Genomic DNA, 15,229 nt, shown 5'->3' on the forward strand with positions numbered 1-15,229 from the left:
CGGGCGCGCACGCTGCTCGAAGGGAACACCGATGTCGTCGACAGGCTCGAGGGTCGCCCGGGGCGCCCTGTCCACCGCGCTGCTCAGCACCGTCCTGGCGCTCGGCGTCAGCGGTGCTCCGTCGGTGTCGCTCCCGGCGCCGGACGGTCCGAGCACGACCCGGCCCGGCGCGACCGACCTGCTCCCGCGCACCGTCGCCGGCCGCGAGGCGCTGCGGGTGGTGGGCGAGGACCTCGCCGCCGTCGCCGCGCTCAACGGACGCACGGAGTCGGAGCTGCGCTCGCTGCTGCTCGAGGACGCCAGCCTCGTGCTGACGCCCGCGGGACGACTGGCCTACCGAGACGACCTCACCGCGAGGTCCGAGCCCGGCAGCGCACCCGCCCGCGCGACGTACCCGACCTCGCAGACCTTCACCCTCCACAGCCGGCCGGGCAGCAAGCGCACGATCTTCCTCGACTTCGACGGCGCCACGTCCTACGGGTCGCAATGGAGCACCGACACCGGCACGGTCGACGGTTTCTCCCTCGACGGCGACCCCGCCTTCAACGCCGAGGAGCACGCCACGATCCAGGAGGTGTGGCAGCGGGTGGCGGAGGACTACGCGCCCTTCGACGTCGACGTCACCACCGAGGACCCCGGCCAGGCGGCGATCACCCGCAGCGGCAGCAACGACCAGGTCTACGGCACCCGCGCGCAGATCACCGGCGACGCCGAGGCGCACGCCGACCTGTGCGGCAACCAGTACTGCACCGGCATCGCCTACATCGGGGTCTTCGACGAGCCCAACCAGCACGCCAGCCTGCAGCCGGCGTGGGCCTTCACCCGCTACTTCGACGACGTGTCCTCCATCGCCGAGACCGTCAGCCACGAGGTCGGCCACAACCTCGGCCTCGACCACCACGGCAGGGGCGGGGACGCCTACTACGCCGGGCACGCCAACTGGGCGCCGATCATGGGCTCCGGCCTGAAGCCGGTGATCCAGTGGAGCAACGGCGACTACTCGAACGCCACGAGCCCCGACCAGGACGACCTGGCGTTGATCACCGACACCAACCCCCACACCTTCGCCGGCGGTCTCTCGCTCGTCGCCGACGAGGCCGGCAGCACCGTGGCGACGGCCGCCGGCAGCCTCCCGAGCAGCGGGGCGATCATCACCTCCCGCACCGACAAGGACGTCTTCGCCCTGGGCACGTGCACGGGGCCGGTCGCCGTCACCGCCTCGCCGGCTCCGGTCAGCCCCAACCTCGACATCTCGCTGGACCTGCTCGACGCCGGCGGGAGCGTCCTCGACACCGACGACCCGACCTCCGACTTCGGCGACGGCAGCACCGCCGGCGGCATGGGCGCCACGGTCTCGATCACCGACGGCGCGGGTCGCTCGCTGTTCGTGCGGGTCGACGGCGTCGGCACCGGCAGCGTCGACACGGGGTACGACGACTACGGCTCGATCGGGCACTACACGCTCGACGTCACCTGCGAGGGCGGTGGCTCCACGGCCGAGGCGCCCGGCGCGGTGACCGGCCTGTCCGCGAGCTCATCGGCGCCCACCTCGGCGACCGCCACCTGGTCAGCACCCGCCGACGACGGCGGCTCGAGCATCACCGGCTACCACGTCAGCCTCGCCGGTGGCGGCACCACGCTGGTCTCCGCCGGCACCACCAGCCACACCTTCACCGGCCTCTCCCCCGACACGACCTACACCGTGCAGGTCGCTGCGGTGAACGCCGAGGGCGACGGCCCGACCTCCAGCACCCAGGTCACCACGCAGGCCGACGAGGTCGTCGAGCCCACCGACCCGCTGGCCGGGCCGAAGATCACCAAGGGCTCCTACAACCGCAGGGGCACCAAGCTCACCTTGAAGTGGGCGCCCGTGGACGACGCCGCCGGCTACGTCGTGGTCTTCACCAACAGGCGCGGGAAGGTCATGGACTTCTTCGACCAGGGCCAGAGGACCAGGGGGCGCGTCGCGATGCGCAAGGTCTCGAAGAAGGCCAGGTTCGTGCAGATGGTGGCCTACGACCTCGACGGGAACATCGGCGACTACGGCAAGCGCTGGCGGCTCTGAGCCGAGCGGCCCAGTAGACCGCGCCCAGTAGGACAGCGCCCACTAGACCGCGCCCACAAGACCGGCCCAGCGGCGTACCTGCTGGGCCGGGCCCCACCTGAGCGGGAGGACCCCTCAGGCGTCGGTCTTCTCAGCACCACGGCGCCAGCGGATGCCGGCCTCGAGGAAGCCGTCGATCTCGCCGTCGAAGACCGGCTGCGGGTTGCCGGTCTCGTAGCCGGTGCGCAGGTCCTTGACGATCTGGTACGGGTTCAGCACGTAGTTGCGCATCTGGTCGCCCCAGCTGGCGGCGACGTCGCCCTTGAGGTCCTTCTTGAGCGCGGCCTCCTCGGCCTTCTTCTTCGCCAGCAGCTTGGCCTTGAGGACGATCATCGCCGCGGCCTTGTTCTGCAGCTGGCTCTTCTCGTTCTGGCAGGACACGACGATGCCGGTGGGGATGTGCGTGAGGCGGACCGCGGAGTCGGTGGTGTTGACCGACTGGCCGCCCGGGCCGCCGGAGCGGAAGACGTCGGTGCGGACCTCGTTCTCGTCGATCTCGATCTCGTCGGTCTGCTCCAGCTGCGGGACGACCTCGACGGCGGCGAAGGAGGTCTGGCGGCGCCCCTGGTTGTCGAAGGGGCTGATCCGCACCAGGCGGTGGGTGCCGACCTCGACCGAGAGGGTGCCGTAGGCGTAGGGCGCGTGGATCGCGAACTCGGCCGACTTGATGCCGGCCTCCTCGGCGTAGGAGACGTCGTAGACCTCGACGGGGTACTTGTTGCGCTCGGCCCAGCGGGTGTACATCCGCATCAGCATCTCGGCGAAGTCGGCGGCGTCGACGCCACCGGCCCCGGAGCGGATCGTCACGATCGCCTCGCGGGAGTCGTACTCACCCGAGAGCAGGGTGCGGACCTCGAGGCTCTCGACGGCGGCCTTGATCTTGCCCAGCTCGCGCTCGGCCTCGGCGAGCGAGTCCGCGTCGCCCTCCTCCTGGCCCAGCTCGACCAGGATGCCGAGGTCCTCGATGCGGCCGCTGAGCGCCTCGAACCGCTCGACCTGGCCCTGCAGGTCGGAGAGCCGGCCGGTCACGCGGGTCGCGTTGGCCTGGTCGTCCCACAGGTCGGGCGCCGCCACCTGCTCACCGAGGTCGGCGATCTCGGACTTCATCGCCTCCAGGTCGAGCACCTGCTCGATGGTGCGCATGGTCGCCTGGAGCTGCTTGATCTCGACGTCGTAATCGGGGCCTGCCACAAAGGGCAACACTACGGCCCCGGCGTACGCCGGACCTACTCGCGTCCCGAGCGCCCGCCCCGCGATCCGCGGCGGGTCACTTCCTGCCGAAGACCTGCGCGAGGTACCAGGTGCCGTCCTCGCTCTGCTTGGCACCCACGCCCAGCATGGTGAAGGAGCCGTCGAGGATGTTCTTGCGGTGGCCCTCGGAGTCCATCCAGGCGTCCAGGACGCCCTGGGGTGCGGTGAAGCCGTAGGCGACGTTCTCCCCCACGCCCGACAGGTCGCACTTCTTCAGGATCGGCGTCAGGTCCTGGTGGAACATCCGCTCCTGGCGCGCCATCCGTCGGGCCTGCTTCTTCGCGAAGCGCTTGACGCACTTGCGCTTGGCGAGCTTGTCCTCGTCGTGCTGCTCGCGGATCTCGTTGGTCAACCGGTGGATGCCGGTCTGGAAGTTCGAGGCGGTGCGCGCGCTCGCGGGAGCGGCGCCCAGGCCGACTGCCAGCAGCGGCAGGACCACGAGGACGGTGAGGAGGCCCGAGAGATGACGCATGTCCTCCACGGTAGGAAGAACGGGCCGAGGATTCCGAGTTCTCGACGGATTCTTTACGTCATCGCGACACGCTCAGGCGGGGTGGGCGACCACCACGACGTTGCTGAGGTACGTCGCTCCGTCCCAGTCCTCGCAGGTCAGCAGGACCAGCCGCGGCGGGCCGTCCTGGGCGAAGACCTGCTCCGCGCGCCGGGCCAGCTCGCCCTTGCCGAGGACCCGGACCGACTCGACCACCCAGCGGGTGCGGCGCTCCTCCGAGGAGACGACCACCCGGTCGCCGGGCTCGAGCATCTCGAGGTCGTCGAGAGCTCCACCACCGGTGTGCACGGTGTGGCCGGCCAGCAGGGCCCGGCCGGGCTCGCCGGGCGCGGCCCCCTCGCCCCACCAGCCGACCCGCTGCGGGTCGGCCGGCGGGACGAGCACGTCGCGGCGGGTGCCCACCGCGTCGATCGGGGCGGCGACGTCGAGCGCCGGGATCCTCAGCCGGGTGGGGTCACCCGGCCTGGAGCGCAGGCTCTTCGCAGGCGGCGGCGGGGTCGCCGTGGCGGAGCCCGCTGCGGCTCCGGAGGTGCTGGTCGGGGCCGGGTCGTTCACGGACCGGTCCGAGGACGAGCCCGGCTGCTGCCACCACCAGACGAGTCCGAGGGCGACGAGCGACACGGCGACCAGGCCCAGCGCTGCCGAGAGCCAGGACCGGCCCCGGCTGCCGGTGTCGCCCCGCACGCTGTCCCCCACGCTGCCCCCCACGCTGCTCGGCGTCAGCGGCCGGCACGGCGGGTCACCACGGCGGCCGCACCGGCGACCAGGCCGAGGGCGAGGACGAGCAGTGCCCACGGGGAGCGGGCGAGGTCACCGGCACGCTCCAGCGCCGAGCCCTCGGCACCGGCGTCCACACCGGTCGGGACGGCCGAGCCGTCGGCGCCGGTCGCGGCGGCCTCGGCGTCGCTGCTGCTGTCGACCGAGAGGCTGGTGCCCAGCACGCCGCTGTCCTGGCCGGCCTCACGGTCGGTGCCGTCGTCGTCAGCGTCCTGCGACGTGCCGGCCACACCGGAGTCCTCGCCGGACTCGTCGCCGGACTCGCTGCCGCCGTCGGTGCCGGAGTCGGAGTCACCGGTCGTGGAGTCGTCGTCGGCCGTGCCGGCGGTGTCGCACTCCTCGACCCAGAAGACCTTGGTCTTGGTGTCGTTGCCCTTGCTGTGCGGCGTCGCCACGGTCAGCTTCACGTGGTAGCCCTGCTTCGGGTGCGGCTCGCCGTCGAAGGAGAGGGTGTAGGTCTCACGGCCGTCGAGGCCGGTCTCGGTGCCGGCGCCGGTCGCGCTGTCGCCGCCCACGAAGACCTCGGCGGGGCCGTCGACCGAGAGCCCCACGTCGGTGGTGGGGGCGTGCATGGCGAAGGAGACCTGCGAGACCACGTCGTCGCCCTCGTCGAAGCCGTACCACTCGACCTGGAACGTGCAGCCCGGGTGCGGGGTGTTGTTGGGGATCCCGTCCATCTCGCCGTACGGCGCGATCTTGACGGTGCCGTTGTTGCCGGCCGGGTCCTGGCTCTTCCCCTGGGTCTTGTCCTTGCTCTTGCCCTTGGCCTTGCCGTCGTTCTGGCCATTGGCCTTGGCCTCGCTCTGGCCCTTGGCCTTGCCGTTCGGCTGGCCGGCGGCGGCGTTCCCACTCGTGCCCTGCGCCTTGCCCTTGGTCTTCGCCTTGTCCTTGGCCTTGCCCTTGGCCTTGCCGTTCGCCTTGCCGTTCGCCTTGCCGGCGGAGCTGTCAGCCTGGGAGGTGCCGGCCTTGCCCTGGCCGTTCCCCTGGCCGTTGCCCTGATCGTTCCCCTGGCCGCCGGCGAGGGCCGCGACCGGGGCGGTGAGGACGAGTGCCGACGCCAGGGTGGCGGCGGCAAGAGGGCGCGCGAGGACGCGTCGAGACATGGGGGATCTCCTGTGGGATCGGGACTCGGGACGTGGCCCGGTGGCCACGGCGACGGCGCCGGGTGGCGCAGCGTCGCGTGCCCTTGATGTCCCCCGCCCCGGACCGGTCTAACCACCCGGTCGGGTAAGACGGCTCACTAGACCGCCGTCCGACCCCGCCGCTGGTCGCGCTGCTCGTCCTCGTCCTCCTGCTGCTGGGCCCACTGCGCGCGGCGGCACTCGAGCCGGCTCATGACCGGTCCCGCGGTGGCCCCGTGGACCACCACCGACACCACGATCGTCAGGCCGACGGTCGACCACAGCCAGCCGGACCTGAAGTCGGCGACGTCGGCCCCCGCGTAGGCCAGGTAGTACAGCGATCCCACACCCCGCACGCCGAAGAAGGCGGTCGCGACCCGTTCGCGCCGGGTGAGCGTCCCGGGCCCCTCGGTCGGCGCCCGGACTGCGAGCGCCACCCAGGCCGCCGCCGGACGGATCAGACCGACCACCGCGACCGCCACGGCCACCGAGCGCCAGTCGAGGTCCTCCAGGAGACCCCGGGTCAGCGCGATGCCGAGCGCCAGGAGCACGAAGAGGGTCAGCAGCCTCTCGAGGCGCTCCACCACCTGGTGCATGTCGCGGTGGTAGCTGTGCCGTCGCTCGGCGGCGCGGAAGGTCATGGCGCAGGCGAAGACCGCGAGGAAGCCGTAGCCCTGGGCGACCTCGCCGACGCCGTACGCCGTGAACAGAGCCGCCACGGCGAGCAGGGGCTCCCCGCGCTCGGCCACGCGCAGCGCCGGGTTGTCGGCCCGGAAGGCGACCCTGGCGAGCAGGTGGCCCACGAGCATGCCCGCGGCGACCCCGATGGCGGTCTTCCCGAGCAGCTCCCACGCGACCCACCGGGCACCCCAGTCGGAGACCGCGCCCTCGGTGGCGAGCAGGATCGCGGCGTACACGAACGGGAAGGCCAGCCCGTCGTTGAGCCCGGCCTCGGAGGTGAGCGCGAAGCGGACCTCGTCGTCCTCGGTCTCCGACTCCACGTCCTCCTCGTCGTCGGAGACGGTGGGGCCCCCGACCTGGACGTCGGAGGCGAGCACCGGGTCGGTGGGCGCCAGGACCGCACCGAGGAGCAGCGCCACGGCGGGTGCGGCACCGAGGGCCCAGCCGAGCAGGGCGACCGAGGCGATGGAGAGCGGCATCGCGACCCCGAGCAACCGCCACGCTGGCGACCACGTCCTCCACGACGAGAGCCGGCGCAGGTCGAGGGGCCGGTCGATGGCCAGCCCCACCCCCATCAGCGCGACGATGACGGTCAGCTCGGTGGCGTGCTCGATGAGGGCGCGGTTGTCGTCGTGGCCCAGGGGCAGGTCCTCGGGCAGCGGGGTCAGCCCGATCAGCATCCCGGTGCCGATGAGCAGCATCGGCGTGGTCACCGGGGCGCCGCGCAGCACCGCGGGCAGCAGCACCGAGAGGATCAGGCAGAGCCCGGCGACGAGGTAGACGAGGTCGGCGCTCATGGCCCGAGGATGACCGACTCGGCGCCCGTGCAGTTCACCCCGCCGGCCGCGCTGGAGTCGTGCCCCTGAGCGGGCGCCCTGGCGCCCGCTCAGGGGCACGACCCACGGTGGGGCAGGTCACTCCCCGACCAGGGAGCTGGCCTCCCCCTCCGCCGCCACGATGGTCTCGTCAGCAGCGCCGGGAATCGCGAGCGGGAGGTCGAGCGGGGCGGTGAGACGGACGTGCACGCTGCTGGTGGCGCGGTCGACGCGGACGCTGACGCGCAGGCCGGGGTACTCCTGGTGGGCGCGCACCTGGCGCAGGTAGGCCTCCACCCCCGCGCGGGCGGCCGCCGCGTCCACCGGAAGGTCGTCGGTGGGGACCCCCTGGGTGTACGTCGCCCGGCCGGTGGCGCCGGCGTCGGCCCCGGACAGCGCGGCCCCGTCGGCGAGGGTGCTGAGGCCGGAGCGCTGCAGGTAGGCCGCGGTCGCGTCGGTGACCAGCGCGATGCCCAGCGCCAGGACGGTGGCGAAGCCGACGATCAGCGGCGTCACCGAGCCGCGCTGCCCGCGGTCGTCCCGCTGATGACGGCTCACGGGGCGCCCACCTCTTGGTAGCGACCCACCGGCACGCTGTGGGCGGCGTCGAGGGCGAAGCTCGGCTCCCCCGCCCCGAGCAGGTCGGGCAGGAAGGGCAGGTCGACCCGGGTGCCGATGACGACGGTGACGACCGAGGTGCCGCTGTGGCAGTCGGCCGGGATCGTGCAGTCGACGCGGACCTGCAGGGGCGCGCCTTCGAGGCCCTGGTCGGCCAGTGCCTGGCGAGCCGCCGCCTCGGCCCGCTGCCGACCGGTGGTGTCGTCGCCGGCGAGCACGTAGGCGCGCGCCGCGGACCGGGCGGCTGCCTCCACGCCGAACGCGCCGCGCTGCACCTCGAAGACGCTCAGCACGATCCAGAGCATCGGCAGCAGGAGCAGCACCCCCAGCCAGACAACCTCGACCAGCGCGCTGCCCTGCTCGCCCCGCCTCGTGTGGTCCAGCGCGGTCCATGGGCCTCGCTGGACCACACGAGCCGTTGCCCCGGTCATGGCTGGAGCTCCTGCACTGCGTGCCCGGCCACCTCGAGGTCCACACCCGGGCCACCGAGACCCAGCGCGGGCACGCTTGCGCGCACCGTCACTACGACCGTCGGCGCGCCGTCCACGGAGACCACACGGGCCGAGACGTCGTCGGCGAACCGAGCGGCCAGCGCCCCGGCGATCTGGTCGCGGGTGCGAGCGACGCCGTCGGACGGCCCTCGGCCGACGGTGGCGGCGTAGCGGGCACCGTCGGAGGCCGCCGCGGTCAGGGTGTTGCGCACCAGGAGCACCAGCGACACCTGGAGGACGCCCAGCACGAGCGGGACGAGGACCACCACGACGAGCACGAAGTCGACGACGGCCGCACCCCCCTGGGTGCGGGCGCGGCCCCGGCAGCGGAGCACTACTGGACCTGGCGCAGTGCCCGACGCAGCAGCGAGGAGAGCTCGTCCTGGGCCACGATCGTCAGGACGCCGACGATCCCGGCCGACATCACGGTGACGAGCACCCAGCCGGGTACGTCGCCGCGCTGGTCGCGGGGTCGCTCGGTCAGCGGCAGGGCGCCGACCAGGGTCAGGGCCAGGAGGTGGAGAGCGGTCATGGTGGTTCCTTTCGCGGGTCCGCCCGCGCGGGGCGGTGGGGGGATCAGGGAGCGCTGAGACTCAGCCCGACGACACCGGGCCAGAAGGCGAAGAGCACGGTCACGGGAAGGACGAGGAAGACCACCGGGACCATCATCAGCACCTCGCGACGGGCCGCGGACTCGATGAGCTCGCGGCGGGCCGCCTCGCGCACGTCGGCGGCCTGGGCGTGGAGGACGTCGGCCAGCGGCGTACCGCGCTCGACCGCGACCGCGACGCCCTGGGCGAACCGCGCGACGACGGGGACACCGGTGGTGGCGGCCAACCGGTCGAAGGCGACTCCCACGGGGTCGCCGGTGCGGATCTCGGCCAGCACGCGCCCCAGGTCGCGGCTCAGCTCGCCGCGGCAGCGCCGGACCACGCGGTCCAACGCACCGACGGGGCTCTCACCGGCCGCGACGGAGAGGGCGAGCAGCTCGGCGACGGTCGGGAAGTCGGCGAGGATCCGGCGCTCACGGGCCCGGACCTGGGAGGTGAGGTAGGTGTCGCGGGCCAGCACCCCGAGGGTGAAGGCCACCGCGCAGATCAGCAGGTGCCCGACGACGTTGCCTCCCCCACCGAGGGTGCGCAGCAGGCCCCAGGCGGCGGTGACGCCGAAGCCGACCAGACCCCACACCACCTGCTCGACCCGGATGTCGTGCACGGTGAGGTCGAGGCCGGCACGCTCGAGTCGCCGACGCACGGAGGTGGCGCCCCCGAGGACGCGCTCGACCGCGTCGGCCAGGGCCCGCAGCACGGGGCCGTAGACAGCCACGGCAGCGCCCACCAGAGGGGGCGCCGGGTGCCGGCTCGGTGCGGCGGTCGGCGCCACCTGCGGCAGGTCGCGGACGTAGGGCAGCACCCGGTCCGAGAGCTGGGCACGCCCCAGCACGCGCAGCCGCGTGACCACCAGCAGCAGACCGGCTCCGAGCGCGCCCCCGAGCACCGCACCCCACATGACGGTGGTCACGACAGGATCCTCCGCTCCACCGGGAGCCGGCCGATGCGCATCATCAGCCGGTAGGCCACCAGGCACAGCCCGGCGCCCACCGCGAGCACGACCACCCCGGCGCCGGAGGCGTAGCGCCCGATGACCTCGGTCTGGAAGGACATCAGCAGCAGCACGACCCAGGGCGCCGCCACGGCGAGCCGGGCGCCGTTGACGGTCCAGGCCTGCCGCGCCTCGAGCTCGGAGCGGGTGCGGGCGTCGTCGCGCAGGTAGCCCGACAGGTTGCGCAACAACCGCCCGAGGTCCCCGCCACCGACGTCGCGCGCCACGCGCAGGCTCTCGCAGACCCGGTCCCCGACCGGGTCGGCCAGCCGGGCCTTGAGCCGGTCGAGGCAGTCCCCGAAGCGGCCGCTGACCTGGTAGTCCAGCCCGAAGGCCGTGAACGCCGCCCGGAGCGGCGCGGGGCCGCGGACGCCCAGGCCGGCCAGGGCGTCGGGCAGCGACATGCCGGCTCGTACGGCGGAGGCGAGGTTGTCCACGGCATCGGGCCAGACCTCGGCCAGCTCCCGCTGCCGGCGTACGGCGCGGCCGCGGACCACCGCGAGCGGCAGGTAGGCGGCGATCACTCCGAAGGCCAGGGCGACCGTGGCGGTGCCCGAGGCGACCTGGACCACCAGCGTGGCCAGCAGGCCGCTCACCGAGCACAGGGCCACCAGGGCGGCCGGGCTGACGCTCCCGATCCCGGCCGAGGCCAGCATGCGCTCCAGCCGCCCCGGGCCGCGCTCGGTGGGACGCGCGGGACGCGGGACGGCGAAGGCCGACCAGATCAGCAGCAGCCCGGTCCCGACCCCGAGCCCGACGAGGGCGCCCATCAGCCGGCCTCGCCCAGCAGCCGTCGCAGGTCGAGGCCGACCCGCTCGTAGCGCTCGGGGCGGGGCGGGGTGCCGTGGGCTCGGCGCAGCTCGCCGTCACGGCGCACGAAGACCGGCTCGCACTCGATGACGCCGTTCTCGACCCGGCCCGGCACCGCGACGACCTCCTCGACGCGCCGCTGGCCGCGGGGGTCGAGGCCGAGGTGGACGACCAGGTCGACCGAGGTGGCGACGGTGGGGACGACGAACCTGTCGGAGATGTTCTCCCCGGCGAGCAGCGGCAGCGTGCACATCTTGACCAGCGCCTCGCGCGCGGAGTTGGCGTGCAGCGTGCACATCCCGGGCAGGCCCGAGTTGAGGGCGAGGACCAGGTCGAGGCACTCCTCGGAGCGGACCTCGCCGACGATGAGGCGGGAGGGCCGCATGCGAAGGCTCTCCTTGACCAGGTCGCGCAGCCGGATCTCGCCGGTGCCCTCGAGCCCGGCCTGCCGGGTCTGCAGGGCGACGTGGTCGGGGTGGGGGAACCGCAGCTCGTAGACCTCCTCCGCGGAGACGATGCGCTCACCCCCGGGCACCGCGGCGGCCAGGCAGTTGAGCATCGTGGTCTTGCCGGCCTGTGTCCCGCCGGTCACCAGGATGTTGAGCCCGGCGCGGACCGAGCCTTCCAGGAACGACGCCCCCTGGGCGGTCAGGCTGCCGAGCTCGACGAGGTCGGAGAGGCGTGCGGCCCGCAGCACGAACTTGCGGATGTTGACGGCCGAGAAGCCCCGCGAGATGCCCTCGAGCACGACGTGGAGCCGGTGGCCCTCGGGCAGCATCGCGTCGACGAAGGGACGCGACAGGTCGATGCGGCGACCCGACGACTTCAGCATCCGCTCGACGAGCTCATCGACCTGCGCCCGGGTCAGCACCAGGTTGGTGAGCTCGTGGCGACCGCGACGGGCCACGAAGACCCGGGTGGGGTCGTTGATCCAGATCTCCTCGACCGTCGGGTCCTCCAGCAGCGGCTGGAGCGGCCCGAAGCCGCTGACCCGGGCGAGCAGCTCGCCGACGACCGCGTCGGGGTCGGCCAGCGGGGCGACGGCACCGGTCAGGGAGTGGTCGTCGTGGCGGCGTACGACGCGCTCGGCGAGGCGGCGCACCACGTCGGCGTCGCGCTGGGGGTCGACGCCCTCGCGACGCACCAGCTCGCGCAGGGTCGCGTCGAGGCCGTCGACCAGCGCGTCGTGGCTGCTGTGGGCGCTGGTGCGCCGAGGGTGTGGCGCACGTGTGTCGGCGTACGCCGAGGCAGGGCTCACCGCCATGGCCGCTCCGTCCCGAGATGAAAGAGTGCTGGCCCGTCGAGGGTAGGTGCGCAGACGCATACCCAGGTCCGGCCGACCTCAATCGGCCCGGATCTGTGGATAACTCCGGTGCCCGGGCCGCCCGCCCGGGCAGCCCACCGAGCAGCCCAGTCGACTTTGTTCGGACTTGTTCGGAGGCCGCACGAACGGTTGGCGATACCCCTGCCGGTACCTGATCCTTGACTCGATCTCGGCTCAGAAAGGGCTCCCCGACATGCCCCACACCACCGCCCGCCAGGCGCGACGACAGTCCCGGCTCGCGGCCACCCTCCTCGTGCTCTCGTTCCTCCTCCTGCTGACCATGGTGATCCTCACCAGCAACATGGGCGCCGGCACGTCCTGACCGGCGCCGGGCGTCCTCGCGGGTCCGAGGCTCGGCTCCCACCCGTAAAGTTGAAGATGTGACGACCACGCCGCCGACCCCGACCGAGCCCGTCTTCGACCCCGCCGTCCTCGGCACGCCGCAGCGACCCACCTTCGGGCTGGACACCTTCGGCGACACCGGCACCGGGCCCGACGGCGGGCCCCGACCCCAGGCGGAGGCGATCCGCGAGGTCGTCGCCGAGGGCGTGCTGGCCGACGAGGTCGGCGTGGACTACCTCGGCCTCGGCGAGCACCACCGCGAGGACTACGCGATCAGCGCGCCCGACGTGGTGCTGTCGGCCATCGCCGGGCAGACCGAGCGCATCCGCCTCGGGACCGGCGTCACGGTGCTGTCCTCCGACGACCCGATCCGGGTCTTCCAGCGCTTCTCCACCCTGGCCGCGATCAGCCGCGGCCGCGCCGAGGTGCAACTCGGGCGCGGGTCGTTCACCGAGTCCTTCCCGCTCTTCGGCCTCGACCTGTCCGACTACGAGGTGCTCTTCCACGAGAAGCTCGACCTCTTCGCCCACCTCCAGCAGGAGCAGCCGCTCACCTGGCGCGGCAGCGTCCGCCCGCCCCTGGAGGAGCAGCAGGTCTTCCCCCGCACCGAGGCCGGTCTGCCCGCCTGGATCGCGGTCGGCGGCACCCCGCAGTCGGTGATCCGCGCGGCCGCGTACGGCTTTCCGCTCGTGCTCGCCGTCATCGGCGGCTCGCCGGCGGCGTTCGTGCAGTTCGCCGACCTCTACCGCCGCGCGCTGGGCGAGTACGGCCGCCCGGAGCTCCCCATCGGCATGCACTCCCCAGGCCACGTCGCGGCCACCGACGAGCTCGCGCGCGAGCAGATGTTCCCCCACCAGGCCGAGGCGTTCGGCAAGATCGGCCGCGAGCGCGGCTGGGGCCCCTACTCCCGAGCCACCTTCGACCAGGGCGCCTCGCCCGAAGGCTCGATCTTCGTCGGCTCACCCGAGACCGTGGCGCAGAAGATCGCCTGGGCGGTGCGCTCGCTCGGCCTCTCCCGCTTCCAGCTGAAGTACGCCGTCGGCTCGCTGCCCCACGAGCAGCGCCTGGAGTCGATCCGGCTCTACGGCACCGAGGTCGTCCCCCGGGTGCGCGAGCTGCTCGCCGAGGGCTGACCCCCGCGAGCCCGGCAGGGGCCGTCTCAGGCGGGGGCGGACTCGTTGTGGCGTACCGGGCAGCCGGCGACCCCGGGCACCGGGAAGGTGCCGAGCTCCTCGATCCGGAAGCCGTCGGGGTAGGACCGGACCCAGGGCAGGTCGGCGACGGCCTGCTCGGTCATCCGCGCCGGGAAGGCGCGCAGCAGCTTCCCGCGCATCCGCAGCACGGCGCGGGAGAGGACCTCCACGCGCGGGGACGGGGCGTCGTACCCGAGGGCGTCGCGCAGCGGCTGGTCCATCAGCGCACGGGAGAACAGCTCCACGGCGGGCCCGGCGAGCCTGGGGTACCACGTGAGCATCAGGGCGAGTGTCGAGTCGGCGACCCGCCGGCCGCCCTCGTCGTAGGCGAAGTGCTCGCGCTCGTAGTCGTCCATCACCCGCTCGAAGCCGGCGTAGGTCTCCGGGATGTCGGGGATGTTCATGTGCCTGCCGAGCGCGCGGTAGTAGTTCACCGAGGCGACCAGCTCGTGGTCGGTGAACGGCCGCTTGCCGTAGTCGTCGAGCCAGCGCTTGGGCACCACCACGAACGTCGAGAGCACGTAGAGCATCTCGTGGGCGGGGATGTCGTAGGCCCGGTGCATCTGGTTGATCCGCCGGATCGCGGCCCGCGCGTCGGGGTCGTCGAAGCCCTTCTCCGCCGGCACCTCCAGCAGCAACGCGGTGTCGTCGTAGCGCTTCTGGCAGTTGCCGGTGAACTGACCCGTGGCGTCGAGCAGGGCCCCGATGCCCGGCACGGCGTAGGTGCGGAACAGCGCGAACGAGAGCGCCTGGTTCATGTCCCAGGGGAACTCGTGGGCCACCGCGTTGCGGTAGATCTCGCGGTAGTCGGTCTCGGGGTCGAGCCGGTCGTTGACCCGCCGCCAGTGGTCCCTCGGCACCCCACCGAACCGCTTGCCCCGCACACGTAGCTCCATGACGCCCAAATTAGAGCAAGCGCTCCATTCCTGTCCAGGGTCGGACTACAGTCCCCCCATGCGTAGGCCGCTGCAGACCCGCTCGGAGTCCTCCGCGGACCGGATGCTGGCCGCGACGCTGGCGCTGCTCGACGAGGGCGGTCCGGGTGCGGTGACGGTGGCCGCCGTGGCCCGCGCCGCCGGCACGTCCAACGGCTCGCTCTACCACCGCTTCGGCGACCGGCACGGGCTGCTGCTGGCCGCTCAGGCCCGGGCCCTGGGCACCATCGAGCTCGAGACCGCCACCGCCTTCGCGGAGGCCGACACCGAGCCCGACGACGAGCAGGCCGTGGCGCTGCTGGCGGCGGCCGCGGTCGACCTCTTCGTGCGGCACCGGGGCAGCCTGCGCGCGTTCCTGGTCGACGCCGCGGACTCCGAGGAGGTGCAGGCCGCCTCGACCGCGTTCACCCACCGGCTGGCCGGCACCGTGACCGGCTGGCTCGAGCAGCGCTTCTCCTGCGGCGTACCCGCGGCGCAGTCGGCGTGGCGGCTGCTCTTCGCCCTCGGCGCGAGCCGGGCGCTCTTCGAGGACGACGCGATCTCACCCACGCCGCTCGCCTCGGGCGCGTTGGCCGACGCGCTCGGCCGTGCGGTGCTCGCGGTGGTGCGCTGACCGGGACGGATCGGACCGCCTCGTGTGGTCCAGCGCGGTCC

17 protein-coding genes are annotated in these 15,229 nt (G+C 73.1%); 4 read left to right on the forward strand and 13 right to left on the reverse strand.

Translation table 11 applies throughout. From position 1 onward, the window contains the following. Positions 1–31 precede the first annotated feature (31 nt). The gene (locus BKA05_RS12830) at positions 32–2,065 is read left to right on the forward strand and encodes a fibronectin type III domain-containing protein (RefSeq protein WP_179531773.1); all 2,034 of its coding nucleotides are present in this window, start codon (positions 32–34) and stop codon (positions 2,063–2,065) included. Positions 2,066–2,179: 114 nt separating this feature from the next. Here BKA05_RS12830 and prfB read toward each other — a convergent pair whose 3' ends face one another. The 12 genes from prfB to BKA05_RS12890 form a co-directional block, all read right to left on the reverse strand. Beyond that, positions 2,180–3,295: a peptide chain release factor 2 gene (prfB, locus tag BKA05_RS12835; RefSeq protein WP_179531774.1), complete on the reverse strand. Its 1,116-nt coding sequence runs from the start codon at positions 3,293–3,295 to the stop codon at positions 2,180–2,182. Positions 3,296–3,371: 76 nt separating this feature from the next. Further along, complete coding sequence (locus tag BKA05_RS12840; RefSeq protein ID WP_179531775.1) at positions 3,372–3,827, reverse strand: CAP domain-containing protein; 456 nt, start codon at positions 3,825–3,827, stop codon at positions 3,372–3,374. A 72-nt stretch (positions 3,828–3,899) separates the two neighbouring features. Then, a complete protein-coding gene (locus BKA05_RS20355; RefSeq protein WP_343045663.1) occupies positions 3,900–4,562 on the reverse strand; it encodes a class F sortase in 663 nt (220 codons plus the stop codon). Positions 4,563–4,585: 23 nt separating this feature from the next. Beyond that, positions 4,586–5,746: a hypothetical protein gene (locus BKA05_RS12850; RefSeq protein WP_179531776.1), complete on the reverse strand. Its 1,161-nt coding sequence runs from the start codon at positions 5,744–5,746 to the stop codon at positions 4,586–4,588. Between the two features lie 137 nt (positions 5,747–5,883). Then, positions 5,884–7,242: a cation:proton antiporter gene (locus tag BKA05_RS12855; protein ID WP_179531777.1), complete on the reverse strand. Its 1,359-nt coding sequence runs from the start codon at positions 7,240–7,242 to the stop codon at positions 5,884–5,886. 117 nt (positions 7,243–7,359) lie between these two features. Continuing rightward, positions 7,360–7,818, reverse strand: coding sequence for a pilus assembly protein TadG-related protein (locus BKA05_RS12860; RefSeq protein ID WP_179531778.1), 459 nt, complete (start codon positions 7,816–7,818; stop codon positions 7,360–7,362). Further along, positions 7,815–8,309, reverse strand: a complete 495-nt coding sequence (locus tag BKA05_RS12865) for a hypothetical protein (protein ID WP_179531779.1) — start codon at positions 8,307–8,309, stop codon at positions 7,815–7,817. The genes BKA05_RS12860 and BKA05_RS12865 overlap by 4 nt, the downstream gene beginning before the upstream one ends. Next, the gene (locus tag BKA05_RS12870; RefSeq protein ID WP_179531780.1) at positions 8,306–8,704 is read right to left on the reverse strand and encodes a TadE/TadG family type IV pilus assembly protein; all 399 of its coding nucleotides are present in this window, start codon (positions 8,702–8,704) and stop codon (positions 8,306–8,308) included. Before BKA05_RS12870 ends, BKA05_RS12865 begins: the two co-directional genes overlap by 4 nt. Beyond that, positions 8,704–8,901: a hypothetical protein gene (locus BKA05_RS12875; protein ID WP_179531781.1), complete on the reverse strand. Its 198-nt coding sequence runs from the start codon at positions 8,899–8,901 to the stop codon at positions 8,704–8,706. Before BKA05_RS12875 ends, BKA05_RS12870 begins: the two co-directional genes overlap by 1 nt. 44 nt (positions 8,902–8,945) lie before the next feature. Beyond that, the gene (locus BKA05_RS12880) at positions 8,946–9,890 is read right to left on the reverse strand and encodes a type II secretion system F family protein (protein ID WP_179531782.1); all 945 of its coding nucleotides are present in this window, start codon (positions 9,888–9,890) and stop codon (positions 8,946–8,948) included. Continuing rightward, positions 9,887–10,741 (reverse strand): type II secretion system F family protein, encoded by an 855-nt coding sequence (locus BKA05_RS12885; protein ID WP_179531783.1) that lies wholly within the window; start codon positions 10,739–10,741, stop codon positions 9,887–9,889. Before BKA05_RS12885 ends, BKA05_RS12880 begins: the two co-directional genes overlap by 4 nt. Beyond that, positions 10,741–12,045, reverse strand: a complete 1,305-nt coding sequence (locus tag BKA05_RS12890; protein WP_179531784.1) for a TadA family conjugal transfer-associated ATPase — start codon at positions 12,043–12,045, stop codon at positions 10,741–10,743. The genes BKA05_RS12885 and BKA05_RS12890 overlap by 1 nt, the downstream gene beginning before the upstream one ends. Positions 12,046–12,298: 253 nt before the next feature. Here BKA05_RS12890 and BKA05_RS20080 point away from each other — a divergent pair, with 253 nt between their 5' ends. Next, on the forward strand, positions 12,299–12,427 hold the full coding sequence (locus tag BKA05_RS20080) for a hypothetical protein (RefSeq protein ID WP_281364585.1): 129 nt from the start codon (positions 12,299–12,301) through the stop codon (positions 12,425–12,427). Between the two features lie 58 nt (positions 12,428–12,485). Further along, positions 12,486–13,580: an Atu2307/SP_0267 family LLM class monooxygenase gene (locus tag BKA05_RS12895; protein WP_179531785.1), complete on the forward strand. Its 1,095-nt coding sequence runs from the start codon at positions 12,486–12,488 to the stop codon at positions 13,578–13,580. A gap of 26 nt (positions 13,581–13,606) precedes the next feature. On the opposite strand, the gene BKA05_RS12900 is transcribed toward BKA05_RS12895, so the two are convergent. After that, positions 13,607–14,536, reverse strand: coding sequence for an oxygenase MpaB family protein (locus BKA05_RS12900; RefSeq protein ID WP_179531786.1), 930 nt, complete (start codon positions 14,534–14,536; stop codon positions 13,607–13,609). A 58-nt stretch (positions 14,537–14,594) separates the two neighbouring features. On the opposite strand from BKA05_RS12900, the gene BKA05_RS12905 reads away from it, so the two are divergent. Beyond that, positions 14,595–15,188, forward strand: coding sequence for a TetR family transcriptional regulator (locus tag BKA05_RS12905; protein WP_179531787.1), 594 nt, complete (start codon positions 14,595–14,597; stop codon positions 15,186–15,188). Positions 15,189–15,229 lie beyond the last annotated feature (41 nt).

It is taken from the genome of Nocardioides marinus (assembly GCF_013408145.1).
Taxonomy (GTDB): Bacteria; Actinomycetota; Actinomycetes; order Propionibacteriales; family Nocardioidaceae; genus Nocardioides; species Nocardioides marinus.

Excerpts from the sequence above, each read along its gene's own strand:
- BKA05_RS12830 (WP_179531773.1), top strand. The coding sequence starts at position 32 with ATGTCGTCGACAGGCTCGAGGGTCGCCCGGGGCGCCCTGTCCACCGCG.
- BKA05_RS12840 (WP_179531775.1), bottom strand. The coding sequence starts at position 3,827 with ATGCGTCATCTCTCGGGCCTCCTCACCGTCCTCGTGGTCCTGCCGCTG.
- BKA05_RS12850 (WP_179531776.1), bottom strand. The coding sequence starts at position 5,746 with ATGTCTCGACGCGTCCTCGCGCGCCCTCTTGCCGCCGCCACCCTGGCG.
- BKA05_RS12855 (WP_179531777.1), bottom strand. The coding sequence starts at position 7,242 with ATGAGCGCCGACCTCGTCTACCTCGTCGCCGGGCTCTGCCTGATCCTC.
- BKA05_RS12865 (WP_179531779.1), bottom strand. The coding sequence starts at position 8,309 with ATGACCGGGGCAACGGCTCGTGTGGTCCAGCGAGGCCCATGGACCGCG.
- BKA05_RS12875 (WP_179531781.1), bottom strand. The coding sequence starts at position 8,901 with ATGACCGCTCTCCACCTCCTGGCCCTGACCCTGGTCGGCGCCCTGCCG.
- BKA05_RS12885 (WP_179531783.1), bottom strand. The coding sequence starts at position 10,741 with ATGGGCGCCCTCGTCGGGCTCGGGGTCGGGACCGGGCTGCTGCTGATC.
- BKA05_RS12890 (WP_179531784.1), bottom strand. The coding sequence starts at position 12,045 with ATGGCGGTGAGCCCTGCCTCGGCGTACGCCGACACACGTGCGCCACAC.
- BKA05_RS20080 (WP_281364585.1), top strand. The coding sequence starts at position 12,299 with ATGCCCCACACCACCGCCCGCCAGGCGCGACGACAGTCCCGGCTCGCG.
- BKA05_RS12900 (WP_179531786.1), bottom strand. The coding sequence starts at position 14,536 with ATGGAGCTACGTGTGCGGGGCAAGCGGTTCGGTGGGGTGCCGAGGGAC.
- BKA05_RS12905 (WP_179531787.1), top strand. The coding sequence starts at position 14,595 with ATGCGTAGGCCGCTGCAGACCCGCTCGGAGTCCTCCGCGGACCGGATG.